At 72.9% G+C, this 15290-nt stretch carries 13 protein-coding genes; 8 read left to right on the forward strand and 5 right to left on the reverse strand.

Annotated features, from left to right (window positions below; all coding sequences use genetic code 11):
* Positions 1 to 35: 35 nt before the first annotated feature.
* Positions 36 to 1766, reverse strand: a complete 1731-nt coding sequence (gene murJ, locus AMK27_RS35865) for a murein biosynthesis integral membrane protein MurJ (protein WP_073917726.1) — start codon at positions 1764 to 1766, stop codon at positions 36 to 38.
* Entirely contained in the window at positions 1763 to 2938 is a 1176-nt protein-coding gene (locus tag AMK27_RS35870) for a lipid II:glycine glycyltransferase FemX (protein ID WP_073917728.1), read from the reverse strand. Before AMK27_RS35870 ends, murJ begins: the two co-directional genes overlap by 4 nt.
* A gap of 208 nt (positions 2939 to 3146) precedes the next feature.
* Here AMK27_RS35870 and AMK27_RS35875 point away from each other — a divergent pair, with 208 nt between their 5' ends.
* Positions 3147 to 4325 carry a L,D-transpeptidase gene (locus AMK27_RS35875; protein ID WP_073917730.1) on the forward strand — a complete coding sequence of 393 codons (1179 nt, stop codon included), beginning with the start codon at positions 3147 to 3149 and terminating at the stop codon, positions 4323 to 4325.
* 103 nt (positions 4326 to 4428) lie between these two features.
* Here AMK27_RS35875 and AMK27_RS35880 read toward each other — a convergent pair whose 3' ends face one another.
* Positions 4429 to 5097 carry a pirin family protein gene (locus AMK27_RS35880; protein ID WP_073917953.1) on the reverse strand — a complete coding sequence of 223 codons (669 nt, stop codon included), beginning with the start codon at positions 5095 to 5097 and terminating at the stop codon, positions 4429 to 4431.
* 105 nt (positions 5098 to 5202) lie between these two features.
* Here AMK27_RS35880 and AMK27_RS35885 point away from each other — a divergent pair, with 105 nt between their 5' ends.
* The 5 genes from AMK27_RS35885 (at position 5203) to fabF (ending at position 10088) form a co-directional block, all read left to right on the forward strand.
* On the forward strand, positions 5203 to 6384 hold the full coding sequence (locus AMK27_RS35885; RefSeq protein ID WP_073917732.1) for a PucR family transcriptional regulator: 1182 nt from the start codon (positions 5203 to 5205) through the stop codon (positions 6382 to 6384).
* 89 nt (positions 6385 to 6473) lie between these two features.
* The gene (locus tag AMK27_RS35890; RefSeq protein ID WP_073917734.1) at positions 6474 to 7391 is read left to right on the forward strand and encodes an ACP S-malonyltransferase; all 918 of its coding nucleotides are present in this window, start codon (positions 6474 to 6476) and stop codon (positions 7389 to 7391) included.
* Positions 7392 to 7409: 18 nt separating this feature from the next.
* On the forward strand, positions 7410 to 8441 hold the full coding sequence (locus AMK27_RS35895) for a ketoacyl-ACP synthase III (RefSeq protein WP_073917737.1): 1032 nt from the start codon (positions 7410 to 7412) through the stop codon (positions 8439 to 8441).
* A 56-nt stretch (positions 8442 to 8497) separates the two neighbouring features.
* The gene (locus tag AMK27_RS35900) at positions 8498 to 8746 is read left to right on the forward strand and encodes an acyl carrier protein (RefSeq protein ID WP_015033413.1); all 249 of its coding nucleotides are present in this window, start codon (positions 8498 to 8500) and stop codon (positions 8744 to 8746) included.
* A 79-nt stretch (positions 8747 to 8825) separates the two neighbouring features.
* Positions 8826 to 10088, forward strand: coding sequence for a beta-ketoacyl-ACP synthase II (gene fabF, locus AMK27_RS35905; RefSeq protein ID WP_073917739.1), 1263 nt, complete (start codon positions 8826 to 8828; stop codon positions 10086 to 10088).
* 144 nt (positions 10089 to 10232) lie between these two features.
* Here fabF and AMK27_RS35910 read toward each other — a convergent pair whose 3' ends face one another.
* The gene (locus AMK27_RS35910; protein ID WP_030321864.1) at positions 10233 to 10727 is read right to left on the reverse strand and encodes a DUF3145 domain-containing protein; all 495 of its coding nucleotides are present in this window, start codon (positions 10725 to 10727) and stop codon (positions 10233 to 10235) included.
* A gap of 259 nt (positions 10728 to 10986) precedes the next feature.
* Here AMK27_RS35910 and AMK27_RS35915 point away from each other — a divergent pair, with 259 nt between their 5' ends.
* The gene (locus AMK27_RS35915) at positions 10987 to 11922 is read left to right on the forward strand and encodes an SGNH/GDSL hydrolase family protein (RefSeq protein WP_079188701.1); all 936 of its coding nucleotides are present in this window, start codon (positions 10987 to 10989) and stop codon (positions 11920 to 11922) included.
* 57 nt (positions 11923 to 11979) lie between these two features.
* Here the strand turns inward: AMK27_RS35915 and AMK27_RS35920 are convergent, their stop codons facing one another.
* Complete coding sequence (locus AMK27_RS35920; protein WP_073917741.1) at positions 11980 to 14460, reverse strand: beta-glucosidase; 2481 nt, start codon at positions 14458 to 14460, stop codon at positions 11980 to 11982.
* Between the two features lie 149 nt (positions 14461 to 14609).
* Between AMK27_RS35920 and AMK27_RS35925 the strand changes: the two genes are divergently transcribed.
* Positions 14610 to 15227, forward strand: coding sequence for a TetR/AcrR family transcriptional regulator (locus tag AMK27_RS35925; protein WP_073917743.1), 618 nt, complete (start codon positions 14610 to 14612; stop codon positions 15225 to 15227).
* Positions 15228 to 15290 lie beyond the last annotated feature (63 nt).

Genomic DNA, 15290 nt, shown 5'->3' on the forward strand with positions numbered 1-15290 from the left:
CAAGGTCGAAGGGCCCCTCCTGCCGGAGGGGTGTCTCAGGTGCGGTGGGTGAGGCCGCGCAGCCGGCCGGTCCCGGCCCCGATGAGGGACTGGACCTCGGTGAGCCGGAGGGGCCGGGCGAGGACGGCGAAGACGGTGAGGACGGTCAGCGCGCCGGCGATCCCGGAGGGGACGGCCCCGGCGGGACCGGTGAGGTCGGTGACGAGGAGCCCGTAGCCGGCGGCGGGGACGGCGGCGGACAGCAGCCGCGCGAGCGCGGAGAGGGAACCGCCGGAGACCGGCGCCCCCAGGTCGACGGAGGCCGGAGCACCCGGGGCCCCCGAAACCGGAGCCGCCGCGCCGCCGGAGGCCGGGCCGGTCCCGGAGGCCGGACCCGCCCCCTTGAGCCGCCTCCTCAGCACGTACGCCGTGAGGCCCCAGCCCGCCCAGAGGGCGAGCGTGTACCCGGCGGCCATGCCGGCGACGGCCCACTCGGTGGGCAGGAGGCGGTAGGCGGCGAACGACAGCCCCGCGTTGAGTCCGGCGATCACCAGGTTGAGCAGGAACGGGGTACGGGTGTCCCGCAGCGCGTAGAAGGCGCGGTTGCACACGTACTGCCCGGAGAGGGCGACGAGGCCGGGGGCGAAGGCCATCAGGATCCACGACATCGCGCGGATGTCGTCGCCGGTGGTCGCCCCGTACCGGAAGACGACCGTCATCAGCGGCACGGCGAGCGCGAGGAGGGCGCAGGCCGCCGGGACGACCGCGGCCTGGCTGGTCCGCAGGGCGTACGAGACGTCCCGGCGGACCCCGGCGAGGTCGCCGTCGGCGGCGGCCGCGCTCATCCGCGGCAGCAGCGCGGTGACGAGGGAGACCGTGATGATGCCGTGCGGGACGGTCCACAGCAGATAGGCGTTGTTGTACGCGGCGAGGCCGCCGCCGCTGACGGTGCCGCCCGCCGAGGTGGCGAGCAGGGTGGTCACCCAGTACGCGCCCTGGTTGGTGAGGACGAGCAGGACCAGCCAGCCGGCCGAGCGCAGCGGTGTGGCGAGGCCGCTGCCGCGCCAGTCGAAGCGGGGCCGCCAGCGGAAGCGGGCGGCGCGCAGCGAGGGTACGAGGGCGAGCGCCTGGAGCACGATGCCGGCGGTGGTGCCCCAGCCGAGCAGGGCGGTCTCCCCGGGGGTGAGGGCGCCGCCGTCGCTGACCACGAGGAACAGGGCGAAGACGGAGACGACGACCACGTTGTTGAGGACGGGCGTCCACATCATGGCGCCGAAGCGGCCCCGCGCGTTGAGGACCTGTCCGAGCAGGGTGAAGAGACCGAGGAAGAAGATCTGCGGCAGGCACGCGCGCGCGAAGGCGAGGGTCATCTCCCGCTGCTCGCCGGTGTAGTCGGTGTACGTGTCGACGATCAGGGGCGCGGCGAGCACGGCGCCGGCCGTGAGCACGACGAGGGCGAGCGCGCAGAGGGTGAGCAGCCGGTCGGTGTAGGCGACTCCGCCGTCCTCGTGCTCCTTGGCGGCCTTGACCAGCTCGGGGACGAAGACGGCGTTGAGGGCGCCGCCGAGGAGGAGGGTGTAGATGATGGTGGGGACGGTGTTGCCGACCGCGTAGCCGTCGGCGACGGCGGCCGCGCCGAGCGCCGCGGCGACGACGGCGGCGCGGACGAAGCCGGTGGCGCGGGAGACGAGCGAGCCCGCGGCCATGAGCGCGCCGCTGCGCAGCGCGGACGGCTTGGCCTTCGCCCGGCCCCTCCCGGGCCTCTCCGCGGTGAGCGTGGCCGTCATCGGCGGGCCAGGTACGCCTGGAACGCGCGGAACAGCGCGTGGTTGGTCGTGCCCTGCATCGGTGTCTCCCACTCCCCCAGCGTCTCGACGACCTGTCCGCCCGTGCCGAGCTTCCAGCGGAGCAGCCCGTGGGCACGGTCGCCCGGGTCGAGGGTGGAGGGTACCCCGCGCAGGTCGTAGACGGCGGCGCCGAGCGCGTGGGCGTCGAGCATCATGCGCCACTGCAGGGCGTTGGAGGGCCGGACCTCGCGGCGGTGGTCGGCGGAGGCTCCGGTCTGGTACCAGACGCGTCCGCCGACGGTGACCATGGTGTGGGCGGCGAGGATCTCGCCCTCGTGGCGGGCCAGGTAGAGCTTCATCCGGCCGGGGTGCTCGGCGTTGAGGACGGCGTACTGGCGCTCGTAGTAGGCGAGGGAGCGGCCGAGCCGGAAGCCGTCGCGCTCCTCCGTGATGCGGAGCAGCCGGTAGAACTCGGGGAGGTCGGCGGCGGATCCGACGGTGATCTCGACCCCGGACTTGCGGGCCTTGCGGACGTTGCGCCGCCATTCCTGGTTGAGGCCGGTCCACAGGTCGTCGGAGGTGCGCCCGGCGAGCGGCACCTGGAAGACGTGCCGGGGCTGCGCGTCGGCGCCGTCCTCCGACTCGCCGCCGCAGCGGCGCCAGCCGCGGGCGCGGAGCCGTTCGGCGACGGCGGTCCCCAGCGGGTCGACCTCGTCGGCGAGGACGTCGGAGAGCCGTCGGCCGGGGCCGGCGGCGGCCTTGACGGTGGCGGCGTTCCACCGCCGGTAGGCGGGCCCGGGGCCGATGCGTACGGCGAAGGCGCCGCAGGAGCGGAGATGGCCGAGGAGCGGTCCGAGCCAGCCGTCGATGTCGGCGTCGGCCCAGTCGGCGACGGGGCCCTCGGGCAGGTAGGCGAAGTACTTGCGGGTGCCGGGGAACGGCCGCAGGAGGACCAGGGCGACGCCGGTCAGTTCACCGGACTCCGGCCCCCAGCCGATCAGTTGGTGCTGCCAGCCGTCCTTCACCCGGGCCCAGGCGGGGACCTGGAGGAAGCTGGGCCCGCCCGCACCGGAGCGGGACGCGAGGAAGGCGCGGTAGACCTCGGGGGTCACGGGGCCGAGCCGCAGGGCGCGGCGCTCGGTGGGTGCGGCCGTCACGAGCAGGGCTGACACAACGGGAGCCTCCTTGTTCCGCCCCTCGGTGGTGGGGCGCACAGCAGGCTCACAGCCGAATTCGACGGAGTCGCGCGTCGTATGTGACCGGACGATGACCGTTGTGCCGCAGCCCTTGTCATACGGGCCCCGGGCCCCTCCTTCGAAGCGGGGAGCGACCTACAGTCCGAAACATCCCACTCGCTCCTCATCACTGCGGAGGTATCCCGTGCTGCGCATACGCACGCCCCGTCCCGTTCTCGCGGCCGTCGCGCTGACCGTCTCCCTGACGGCCTGCTCGGCTCAGGCGGCGAGCGGTCCCGGGGGTGGCGGGGCCCCCGCGGCGGACGGGGCGAAGGCCCCGCCGGCGAAGGTGACGGTCGTGGACCCGGCGGCCGGTGTCCCGGTGACGGTCACCGCGACGGGCGGCACGATCTCCGAGGTGAAGGTCGTGGACGCGGACGGCGGTTCGCTCGCGGGGCGCGCGGCGGCGGGCGGCACCCGCTGGGTCTCGGACCGCAAGGCGGCGCCGGGCACCGCGTACACCGTGGAGGTCACCTCGCGCACGGCCGACGGCAAGGAGTCGACCACCCGGTCCTCCTTCACGACGGCCGAGGCGGACAAGGTCAACAAGCTGACCCTCGCGCCCGGCAAGAACACCACCGTCGGCATCGCCCACCCCCTCTCGATCGTCTTCGACCTGCCGGTGACGAAGAAGGCGGACGTGGAGAGGCAGTTGAAGGTGACCACCTCGAACGCGACCGAGGGTTCCTGGGGCTGGGTCAAGGACTACTCGGGCCGGGACAGGGCGGACTGGCGCCCCCGTACGTACTGGAAGCCGGGGACGAAGGTCACCCTGGAGGCGAACCTGAACGGCACCGACTCGGGCGGTGGTTGGTTCGTACGGGACTACCGCACCGGCTTCACGATCGGTGCGGCGCAGATCGTCAAGGTCGACCTGGACCGCCACCAGCTGACCCTGAGCAAGGAGGGCCGCACGGTCCGCACGATCCCGGTCTCCGGCGGCACCCCGGGCGGTGACAAGCGGTCCTGGCGGGGCACGGCCGTGCTGATGGCGAAGGAGGGCACCATCAACATGAACTCGGAGACGGTCGGCCTCGGGGACGCCTACGACAAGATGGTCGACTACTCGATGCGGCTGACCTGGTCGGGCATGTACGCGCACGCGGCCCCGTGGAACGCGCCGTACTTCGGCAACGCCAACAAGAGCTCGGGCTGCATCGGCATGAGCGACGCGGACGCCGCCTCCTTCTACGGCGCCGTGAACGTCGGCGACCCCTTCGAGATCACCGGCAGGGAGACCAAGGGCACGGTCGACGAGGGCAACGGCTACGGGGCGTGGAACCTGAGCTGGGAGCAGTGGAAGAAGAAGAGCGCGCTCGCCTGAAGGACCGGCCGGGGGCCGCTCGGGCAGGGAGTGCTCGGCCCGGCCGGCCCGGGTGGCCCGGGTGGCCCGGGTGGCCCGGGTGGCCCGGGTGGCCCGGGTGCGCTCAGCCGAGGGCCTTGCGCCAGTCCCGCATCTCCCAGATCAGGAGCTCCGCACCGGTCGTGGCGACGAGGGTGTGTCCCCCGGCGTCGGTGATCCGGGCGGCGTCGCCGGGGTGCAGCGGCTCCTCGTCCAGCCGGACCGTGCCGCGTACGACGTGGGCGTACGCGAAGTCGGCGGCCGGTACGGCGACGCTCTCGCCCGCCGCGAGCCGGCGGACGTGGAGCCGCGCGTCCGCCGCCGGGAGGTCGTAGGGCTCCCCCAGCCCGCGCACCACCTCGTACGAGGGCTCCCCGCCGGGCGAGAGCGGTGCGAGCCACATCTGCACGAAGACGAGCGGCACGTCGGCGTCGTTGCGCTCCACGTGCCGGACTCCGCCCGCGGAGCTGAGCCGCTGGAGGTCGCCGGGGCGGACGACCGTGGTGTGGCCGGCCGTGTCGTGGTGGGTGAGCTCCCCCTCGACGACCCAGGTGACGATCTCGGTGTGGCTGTGCGGATGCTCGTCGAAGCCCGCGCCCGGTGCGAGCCGCTCCTCGTTGCAGGCGAGGAGGGCGCCGAAGCGGAGGTTGTCGGGGTCGTAGTGCGGCCCGAAGGACAGGGCGTGCCGGGTCTCGATCCCGGCGGCCGGGTCGCCCCCGGGGTACCGCTCCCCCGCGCGCTGGATGCGTATCACGGGGCCCACGGTAGTGCGGCCGCCCCGCGCGCACCCGGCCCCCCGCCGGAGTCGAACCCGCCCCGACCCCGCACGCTGCCGTCCCGATAAGGCAGTCTTGTCCCCGTGCCAGAACCCACGAACGCCCCTCACCCGCACGCCGCGACCCTGAAGCGCCTCGAACAGTCCTCCGGGCGGCTCGCCGCCAACGCCATTGCCCGCATGGACGAGACGCTGCCGTGGTACCGGGCGATGCCGCCCGAGAACCGGTCGTGGATCGGTCTGGTCGCCCAGGCCGGCATCGCCGCGTTCACCGAGTGGTTCCGGCACCCGGAGACCCCGCAGGCCATCTCGACGGACGTCTTCGGCACCGCGCCCCGCGAGCTGACCCGCGCGATCACCCTGCGGCAGACCGTCGAGATGGTGCGCACCACCATCGAGGTCATGGAGACGGCGATCGAGGAGGTCGCCGCCCCCGGCGACGAGTCCATCCTCCGCGAGGCGCTCCTCGTCTACGCCCGGGAGATCGCCTTCGCGACCGCCCAGGTGTACGCGCAGGCCGCCGAGGCCCGGGGCGCCTGGGACGCGCGCCTGGAATCTCTCGTGGTGAACGCGGTCCTGTCCGGCGAGGCCGACGAGGGCGCGGTCTCGCGGGCCGCGGCGCTCGGCTGGAACTCCCCGGACCACGTGTGCGTGATCCTCGGCACGGCCCCCGACGGCGACAGCGAGCTGACCGTGGAGGCGATCCGCCGCGCGGCCCGGCACGCCAAGCTCCAGGTCCTCACCGGTGTCCTCGGCAACCGGCTGGTCGTCATCGCCGGCGGCAACGACAACCCGCTGGCCGTGGCCAAGGCCCTGATCGGTCCGTACGCGGCGGGCCCGGTCGTCGCGGGCCCCGTGGTCCCCGACCTGTTGGCCGCCACGCGCTCCGCGCAGGCCGCCGCCGCGGGCCTGAAGGCCTGCTCGGCCTGGCAGGACGCCCCGCGCCCGGTCCTCGCGGACGATCTCCTGCCGGAGCGCGCCATCGCGTCGGACCCTTCGGCGCGCGAGCAGCTGGTGGAGGAGATCTACAGACCGCTGGAGGAGGCGGGATCGGCGCTGCTCGAAACTCTCAGTGTCTATCTCGAGCAGGCCAGCAGCCTGGAAGGCGCGGCCCGGATGTTGTTCGTACACCCCAACACCGTGCGCTACCGGCTTCGACGTGTGACCGACGTCACCGGCTGGTCACCCTCTGATGTCCGCTCCGCGTTCACTCTGCGGATCGCGCTCATTCTCGGACGCTTGGCCGACGGAGATCCGCAGTCCTAGACTTTTGTCGAACACCAACAATTCCCCCGACGGTTCTTCGTCCCTGTCCCCACGGGCGCTCGGAGCCGTCCGCAAGAGAGAGTGTGAGGGTGCTCGTACTCGTCGCTCCCGGCCAAGGCGCCCAGACGCCCGGCTTCCTGACTCCCTGGCTCGAACTCCCCGGCGCCGCCGACCGCATCGCGGCCTGGTCGGACGCCATCGGGCTCGACCTCGCCCACTACGGCACGAAGGCGGACGCGGACGAGATCCGTGACACCGCCGTGGCCCAGCCGCTCCTCGTCGCCGCCGGCCTGCTGTCCGCGGCCGCCCTCGGCACCGTGACCCCCGGCGTCGTCGCCGGTCACAGCGTCGGCGAGTTCACCGCCGCCGCGTTCGCGGGCGTCCTCGACGACACCGCCGCGCTGCGTCTCGTCCGGACCCGGGGGCTCGCGATGGCCGAGGCCGCCGCGATCACCGAGACCGGCATGTCCGCGCTGCTCGGCGGCGACCCCGAGGTCACCGTCCCGCACCTGGAGAAGCTCGGCCTGACCGCGGCCAACGTGAACGGCGCGGGCCAGATCGTGGCCGCCGGCACCATGGAGCAGCTGGCCGCCCTGGAGGCGGACAAGCCCGAGGGTGTCCGCCGGGTCGTCGCGCTCAAGGTCGCCGGTGCCTTCCACACGCACCACATGGCCCCGGCCGTGGCGAAGCTGGAGGCGGCGGCGAAGGAGCTGTCCCCGGCCGCCCCGGCCACCCGCTACGTCTCGAACAAGGACGGCCAGGTCGTCACCGACGGCGCCGAGGTCGTGGCCCGGCTGGTCGGCCAGGTCGCGAACCCGGTCCGCTGGGACCTGTGCATGGAGACCTTCCAGGCGCTCGGCGCGACCGCGCTGATCGAGGTGTGCCCCGGCGGCACCCTGACCGGCATCGCCAAGCGCGCCCTGCCGGGCGTGTCCACGGTCGCCCTCAAGACTCCCGACGACCTCGACGCGGCCCGTACGCTCATCGCTGAGCACGCGGCCGTCTGACAAGGAGTGTCGAGAAGCATGTCGAAGATCAAGCCCAGCAAGGGCGCCCCGTACGCACGGATCCTCGGTGTCGGCGGCTACCGCCCCACCCGGGTCGTGCCGAACGAGGTGATCCTCGAGAAGATCGACTCGTCCGACGAGTGGATCCGCTCGCGCTCCGGTATCGCCACCCGCCACTGGGCCTCCCCCGAGGAGACCGTCGCCGCCATGTCGGTGGAGGCCTCGGGCAAGGCCATCGCCGACGCCGGGATCACCCCCGAGCAGATCGGCGCCGTGATCGTCTCCACGGTCTCGCACTTCAAGCAGACCCCGGCCGTCGCCACCGAGATCGCCGACAGGATCGGCGCCGGCAAGCCGGCCGCGTTCGACATCTCCGCCGGCTGCGCGGGCTTCGGCTACGGCCTGACCCTCGCCAAGGGCATGGTCGTCGAGGGCTCCGCCGAGTACGTGCTCGTCATCGGTGTCGAGCGGCTCAGCGACCTGACGGACCTGGAGGACCGCGCGACGGCCTTCCTGTTCGGCGACGGCGCCGGTGCCGTGGTCGTCGGCCCCTCCGACGAGCCGCACATCGGCCCCACCGTCTGGGGTTCCGAGGGCGACAAGTCCGAGACGATCAAGCAGACCGTGCCGTGGAACGAGTTCCACGTGGGCGACGTCTCGAACCTGCCGCTCGACAGCAGCGGCGAGATCAAGTTCCCCGCCATCACTCAGGAGGGTCAGGCGGTCTTCCGCTGGGCCGTCTTCGAGATGGCGAAGGTCGCCCAGCAGGCGCTGGACGCCGCCGGCATCGCGCCGGACGACCTGGACGTCTTCATCCCGCACCAGGCGAACATGCGGATCATCGACTCGATGGTGAAGACGCTGAAGCTGCCGGAGCACGTCACGGTCGCCCGTGACGTCGAGACCACCGGCAACACGTCCGCGGCCTCGATTCCGCTCGCCATGGAACGACTCCTGGCGACCGGCAAGGCGAAGAGCGGCGACACGGCCCTCATCATCGGTTTCGGGGCGGGTCTCGTCTTCGCCGCGACGGTCGTTACCCTCCCCTAGGCACTCCGGTTCTCCCGGAAGCCTTTTCACAAGTAATCACAAGAAGGAGCGCCACCATGGCCGCCACCCAGGACCAGATCGTCGAAGGCCTCGCCGAGATCGTCAACGAGATCGCCGGCATCCCGGTCGAGGACGTCCAGCTGGACAAGTCCTTCACCGACGACCTGGACGTCGACTCGCTCTCCATGGTCGAGGTCGTCGTCGCCGCCGAAGAGCGCTTCGACGTCAAGATCCCGGACGAGGACGTCAAGAACCTCAAGACGGTTGGCGACGCTGCCGACTACATCCTGAAGCACCAGGCCTGATTCGGCCCTCGCTGACTCGGTCCGCCACCCGGCGGTGGCGCCGTATTCCGACCATCACACACATGGAGAACGAATTCCTGTGAGCTCGACCAATCGCACCGTGGTCGTCACCGGTATCGGCGCAACCACACCGCTGGGTGGCGACTCCGCGTCGACCTGGGAAGGTCTTCTCGCGGGGCGCTCCGGCGTCAGGCCCCTCGAGGGCGAGCGCTTCGCCGAACTGCCCGTGCAGATCGCCGCGACCGCCGCCGTCGACCCCGGTGACGTCCTGCCCCGCCCGCTCGCCCGCAAGCTGGACCGCTCGGCGCAGTTCGCGCTGATCGCGGCCCGTGAGGCCTGGGCCGACGCGGGCTACACCGCCCCCGCCGGCGAGGACGCGTCCGTCACGCCCGAGCGGCTCGGGTCGGTCATCGCCTCCGGCATCGGTGGCGTAACGACTCTGCTCGACCAGTACGACGTGCTGAAGGAGAAGGGCGTCCGCCGCGTCTCCCCGCACACCGTGCCCATGCTCATGCCCAACAGCCCCTCCGCGAACGTGGGCCTCGAGGTGAACGCCCGGGCGGGCGTCCACACCCCGGTCTCCGCGTGCGCGTCGGGTGCCGAGGCGATCGGCTACGCCGTCGAGATGATCCGTACCGGCCGTGCCGACGTGGTCGTCGCCGGCGGTACCGAGGCCGCGATCCACCCTCTGCCGATCGCCGCCTTCGCCAACATGATGGCGATGTCCAAGAGCAACGACGAGCCGACGAAGGCCTCGCGTCCCTACGACACCGGCCGCGACGGCTTCGTGCTCGGCGAGGGCGCCGGCGTCGTGATCCTGGAGTCCGAGGAGCACGCGAAGGCCCGTGGCGCCCGCGTCTACTGCGAGGTCCTCGGCCAGGGCCTGTCGGCCGACAGCCACCACATCGCGCAGCCCGAGCCGACCGGCCGGGGCATCGCCGCCGCGATGCAGAACCTGCTCGACGCGACGGACCTCAAGCCGTCCGAGGTCGTCCACCTCAACGCGCACGCCACGTCGACGCCGCAGGGCGACGTCGCCGAGATCAAGGCGCTGCGGAAGATCCTGGGCGACGACCTGGACCACGTCGCGATCTCCGCGACGAAGTCGATGACCGGCCACCTCCTCGGCGGTGCCGGCGGCATCGAGACCGTCGCGACGGTCCTGGCCCTCCACCACCGCCTGGCCCCGCCGACGATCAACGTCGACGAGCTGGACCCGGAGGTCGACGCCGACATCGTCCGCGACGAGCCCCGCGCACTCCCGCAGGGCACGATCGCCGCGATCAACAACAGCTTCGGCTTCGGCGGCCACAACGTGGTCCTGGCGTTCCGCACGGTCTGACCGCGCGTCCCGGACGCATGACGGAGGCCCACCCCCTTGCCGGGGGTGGGCCTCCTTCACGTTCTCCTGCCCGGTCCGGGGCGCGCCGAAGGGACCGGGGGCCGCGGTCGGGCGGCGACCCCGGTGGCGGGCCGTGACGGCGGGTCAGACGACCTGGTGCAGCCAGCGGACGGGGGCACCCTCGCCGGCGTACCGGAAGGGCTCCAGTTCGTCGTCCCAGGGCTTGCCGAGCAGCCGGGCGATCTCGGCCTCCAGCTGGGTCTCGCCCTGCGCGGAGCGGGCGAGTGCGGCCCTCAGCCGGTCCTCGGGGACCAGGATGTCCCCGTGCATGCCGGTGACGGCATGGAAGATGCCCAGGTCGGGGGTGGCGCTGTAGCGCTCGCCCTCGGCCGTGGGGCAGGGCTCCGCGGTGACCTCGAAGCGGAGCATCTGCCAGCCGCGCAGTGCGGAGGCGAGTTCGGAGGCGGTGCCGGTACGGCCCTGCCAGGAGAACTCGGCTCTCCAGGTGCCGGGGGAAGCCGGCTGACGGATCCAGTCGAGCTGGACCCTCGCACCGAGGACGCCCGCGACCGCCCATTCGACGTGCGGGCACAGCGCGCGCGGTGCGGAGTGTACGTACAGGACTCCACGTGTCGTCACCGGGACCTCCAGTGTGGGACGAGGTTCGCCTTTCCCAGCGGCCTCAGTAAACAGCATCAGGAGCAAAAGGTCACAAACCCTAAAAAAGGGGACAGGATGTGACGTGATGTAATTTACCGGAGCCGGTCGGCAAAGGTGCCTCTGGTTCGACGGGGGAAAAGCTACCGTGCCGCACCGTCATCGGTGTGACGTACGGTCGGTCCGGGGGCGGGAGAACATGAAGCTTTCACCCGCCAGGACGCCGAAGGAGGGGCCGGGGATGCGCGGCCGACGCGGAATTCGTACGGCTGTCGCCACCGCGACGGCGGCGCTGCTGTGCGCGGGAGCCCTGTCCGGCTGCACCGCCGGGGAGCCCACGGAGAAGACCCCGGAGGCGGGGGCCGCTCCGAGAACGGCACCGCCGGCACCGACGGCGCCGAAGGCGGCACCGGAACCGGCCCCGAAGCCCACCTCGCTGTGGGACGCCTCCCCCGCCTCCGTCGCCGCCGTCGGCGACTCCGTCACCCGCGCCTTCGACGCCTGCGCGATCCTCGCGGACTGCCCCGAGTCCTCCTGGGCGACGGGTACGGACACCGCCGTGAACAGCCTCGCGCTGCGCCTGCTCGGCCCCGAGAAGGTCGCCACCCGCAGCTGGAACCTGGCGCGGACCGGGGCGCGGATGGCGGAGCTCCCGGAGCAGATGGCGGTGGCGGCCGCCGAACGCCCCGAGCTGGTCACGGTGATGATGGGCGCGAACGACGCCTGCCGGGCCACCCCCGACCTGATGACCCCGGTCGACGACTTCCGGACGCACTTCGAGACGGCGCTCGCCCGGCTGCGGAAGGGCGCGCCGAAGGCGCAGGTGTACGTGGCGAGCGTGCCGTCCCTGATGCATCTGTGGTCCACGGGGCGGGTCAGCCCGATGGGTCTTGAGGTGTGGAAGCTGGGGGTCTGCGGCGCGATGCTGGCGGACGCGACGGACCTGAGCGCCGCGGCGGAGCGGCGCCGCGCCGAGGTGCAGGACCGGGTGGTCGCGTACAATCGGGTGCTCGCGGAGGTGTGCGCGAAGGACGAGCGCTGCCGGTACGACGGCGGGGCGGTCTTCGGTTTCCGTTTCGACACCGGCCAGTTGAGCCCCTGGGACTTCTTCCATCCGAGCCGGGACGGGCAGGCGCGGCTCGCGGAGCTCGCGTACCGGCGGATCACGGCGGAGTGAGGGCCCCGGGGCGGTTGTCAGGTGCCGCCCCGGGGCCGGTCGTGAGGACCTCCGCCGTCAGATCTCGACGGTGGTGGTCAGGCGGGCGTCGGTGAGGGAGTGCGCCGCCAGGACCTCGTAGGTTCCGGCGACGAGGGTCCAGTCGCCCTTCTCCTCGTCCCAGATCTCGAAGGCGCGGCGGGGCAGTTCGATCGTGGCCTCGACGGTCTCGCCGGGGCTCGCCTCCACGTTGGCGAAGCCGGCCAGCCAGCGGGCGGGGCGCTCCGCGGAGTCGTCCACGGGGGCCAGGTAGACCTGGACGACCTCGCGTCCGGCGCGGTCGCCGGTGTTGGTGAGCCGGACGGTCGCGGTGCCGGGGCCGGCCGTCAGGGCGTCGTACGACCAGGTCGTGTAGCCGAGGCCGTGGCCGAAGGCGTACGCGGGGACGGCGCCGGCCTTGTCCCAGGCCCGGTAGCCGATGAACACGCCCTCGGCGTAGTCGAGTTCCCCCTCGGTGGGGGTGGTCTCGGTGACGGGGACGTCGGCGAGGGCGACGGGCCAGGTGGTGGGGAGGCGGCCGCCGGGCTCCTCGGCGCCGGTGAGGACGTCGGCGAGGGCGGCGCCGCCCTCCTGGCCGGGGAACCAGCTGAGCAGGACCGCGGCCACGTCCTCGCGCCAGGGCAGTTCGACCGGGGATCCCGCGTTGACCACGACGACGGTGTTCGGGTTGGCGGCGGCGACGGCCCGGACGAGGTCGTCCTGGCGGCCGGGGAGGGCGAGGTCCTTGCGGTCGAAGCCCTCGGACTCGACGCGTTCGGTGGTGGCGACGACCACGACGGCGGTGTCGGCGGCGCGGGCCGCCTCGACGGCTTCGGCGATCAGTTCGTCGGGGTCCCGGCGCGGACCGAGGTGGACGAAGGAGAACATGACGGCCGGCAGCGGGGCCGCGAAGTCCTTGTCGAGGGTGTGGAGCAGGGAGACCTCGACGGTCTCGCCCGCGGTGAGCACGACCTTGGCGCGCTCGACCGGGGAGCCGAAGAAGGCCTCGAAGGGGTCGGTCTCGGGGCCCATGGCCTGGACGCCCTCGTAGAGGGTCTCGCCGCCGATGGCGAGGGTGTAGGCGCCGAGGCCGCGGGTGCCGAAGGAGTGCTCGCCGGACTCGCGCGGGGTGAAGGTGCCGACGACCTCGACGGAGGCGAGGGCCTCGTGGGTGACGCCGGCCGGGAGGTCGTCGCCGATCCACTGGACCTGGCCGTTGGGCAGGGAGCCCTCGCCGAGCACGGTGCCGGAGGCGTCGCGGCAGCGGGCGCGCAGGGTGAAGCCCGTCGAGGTGGAGCCGGCGGGGGTGAGTTCGTCGCTGGGGTCGGCGCCGACGGTGAAGGTGACCGCTCCCCCGTCGGGTCCGGCCGCCAGGGCGGCGGTGAGGCCGGCCAGCGGGGAGACGACGTGCTCGGGGAAGACCTGGGCGGAGCCTCCGCCGAGGACGCGGGCGTCGCGGGCGGCGGCGCCGGAGAGGGCGACGGTCGTCCCGGGGGCGAGGGGCAGCGCGCCGTTCTCGTTGCGGACGAGGACGAAGCCGCGGCGGGCGACCTCGCGGGCGAGCGCGTCGCCGTCGAGGTCGGCCGGGGGTTCGGTGACGACCGGCGGGGCGCCTTCGAGGACACCGACGCGGGCGGCGAGCCGCAGGACGTTGCGTACGGCGGCGTCGACCGCGGACTCCTCGACCTCGCCGGCGCGGACGGCGGCGGCGAGCGCCTCGCCGTAGACGGTCCGCGGGCCGGGCATGGCGACGTCGAGGCCGCCCTCGATGTCGCCGGTGGTGGAGCGGGCGGCCATCCAGTCGGAGACGTTGCAGCCGTCGAAGCCCCACTCGCCGCGCAGGACCTCGTTCACGAGGTGGTGGTTCTCGGTCATGGTCACGCCGTTGACCTGGTTGTAGGCGGTCATGATGCCCCAGGGGTGGGCGTTCTCGACGATGGCCTCGAAGGGGGCGAGGTAGAGCTCGCGGAGGGGGCGCGGGGCGATCCTGTTGTCGACGGTGAAGCGGTCGGTCTCGGCGTCGTTGGCGACGAAGTGCTTGACGGTGGTGCCGACGCCGCCATCCTGGACGCCCTGGACGTAGCCCGTGCCGACGGCGCCGGTGAGGAAGGGGTCCTCGCTGTAGGCCTCGAAGTGGCGGCCGCCGAGCGGGGTGCGGTGCAGGTTCACCGTGGGCGCGAGCAGGACGTGGACGCTCTTGCGGCGGGCCTCCTGGGCGAGGAGGCGGCCGGCGCGGCGGGCGAGGGCCGGGTCCCAGGCCGCGGCGAGCGCGGTCGGGGAGGGCAGGGCGACGGACGGGTCGTCGGCGGTCCAGCGGACGCCGCGGACGCCGATGGGGCCGTCGGACATGACCAGGGACGCGAGTCCGATCTCCGGCAGGGCGGGCAGGGACCACATGTCCTGGCCGCCGAGCAGCCGGGTCTTCGTGTCCAGGTCGAGCTTGGCGAGCGCCGCCTCGACGGCCTCTTCCCGTGCGGCGTCCGCCGCTGCCCGTGCCGTGTCCGCGCTGGTCTCCGTCATGGCCGTACCTCCTCGTTGACGTACCGATGACCCCGATGGCGCCATCGTGCACCCACTTACCTGTAGATCGGTAGGTGATGTTATCTCTTCGTTATCTTATGGACGGGGTACGGTCCTGTCGGAACGACGAGCGGAGAGGGGCCACGGCGATGGTGCGGGCCAGGAGCGAGGAGCGGCGGGCGGACATCCTGCGCGCGGCCCTCGAAGTGATCGCCGAGCGCGGCTACCGGGGTGCCACCCTCGGCTCCGTCGCCGAGCGCGTCGGGCTCACCCAGCAGGGACTGCTGCACTACTTCCCGACGAAGGAGGCGCTGCTCGTCGCCGTCCTGGAGGAGCGCGACCGCTGGGACACGAGCGGCGGCCGGGACCGCGAGGGCTGGCGCCTCGACCTGCTCGAATCGCTCGTCGAGTACAACGCGATGCGGCCCGGCATCGTGCAGACCTTCTCCGCGCTGCTCGGCGAGAGCGTGACGGACGGGCACCCGGCCCGGGAGTTCTTCACCGAGCGGTACGCGCTGGTGCGGACGAACATGGCGCAGGTGCTGCGCCTGGAGTTCGGCGACCGGCTGCCGAGCGGGCTGAGTCCCGAGCGCGCGGCGCCGCTCCTGACGGCGGTGATGGACGGGCTCCAGTACCAGTGGCTCCTGGACCCGGCGGCGGTGGACATGCCGGCCGCGTTCCGCGACTTCCTGCGGCTGCTGCACGGCGGCGAGGCCGGGCCGCTCGGCGGCGGGGCCGGGAACCCGGCGCCCGGGGACCGCGGCTAGCGGGAGTGGCTGGCGGGTGCGGCGACCCCGCCGACGGGGGCTGCGGGCGGGCGGGATGATGGG

This window comes from Streptomyces sp. CB02009 (assembly GCF_001905825.1).
Classification (GTDB): domain Bacteria; phylum Actinomycetota; class Actinomycetes; order Streptomycetales; family Streptomycetaceae; genus Streptomyces.

Bases quoted from the DNA above. Each gene is read 5' to 3' on its own strand.
- murJ (WP_073917726.1), bottom strand. From the start codon at position 1,766: ATGACGGCCACGCTCACCGCGGAGAGGCCCGGGAGGGGCCGGGCGAAG.
- AMK27_RS35895 (WP_073917737.1), top strand. From the start codon at position 7,410: ATGTCGAAGATCAAGCCCAGCAAGGGCGCCCCGTACGCACGGATCCTC.
- AMK27_RS35900 (WP_015033413.1), top strand. From the start codon at position 8,498: ATGGCCGCCACCCAGGACCAGATCGTCGAAGGCCTCGCCGAGATCGTC.
- AMK27_RS35915 (WP_079188701.1), top strand. From the start codon at position 10,987: ATGCGCGGCCGACGCGGAATTCGTACGGCTGTCGCCACCGCGACGGCG.
- AMK27_RS35920 (WP_073917741.1), bottom strand. From the start codon at position 14,460: ATGACGGAGACCAGCGCGGACACGGCACGGGCAGCGGCGGACGCCGCA.
- AMK27_RS35925 (WP_073917743.1), top strand. From the start codon at position 14,610: ATGGTGCGGGCCAGGAGCGAGGAGCGGCGGGCGGACATCCTGCGCGCG.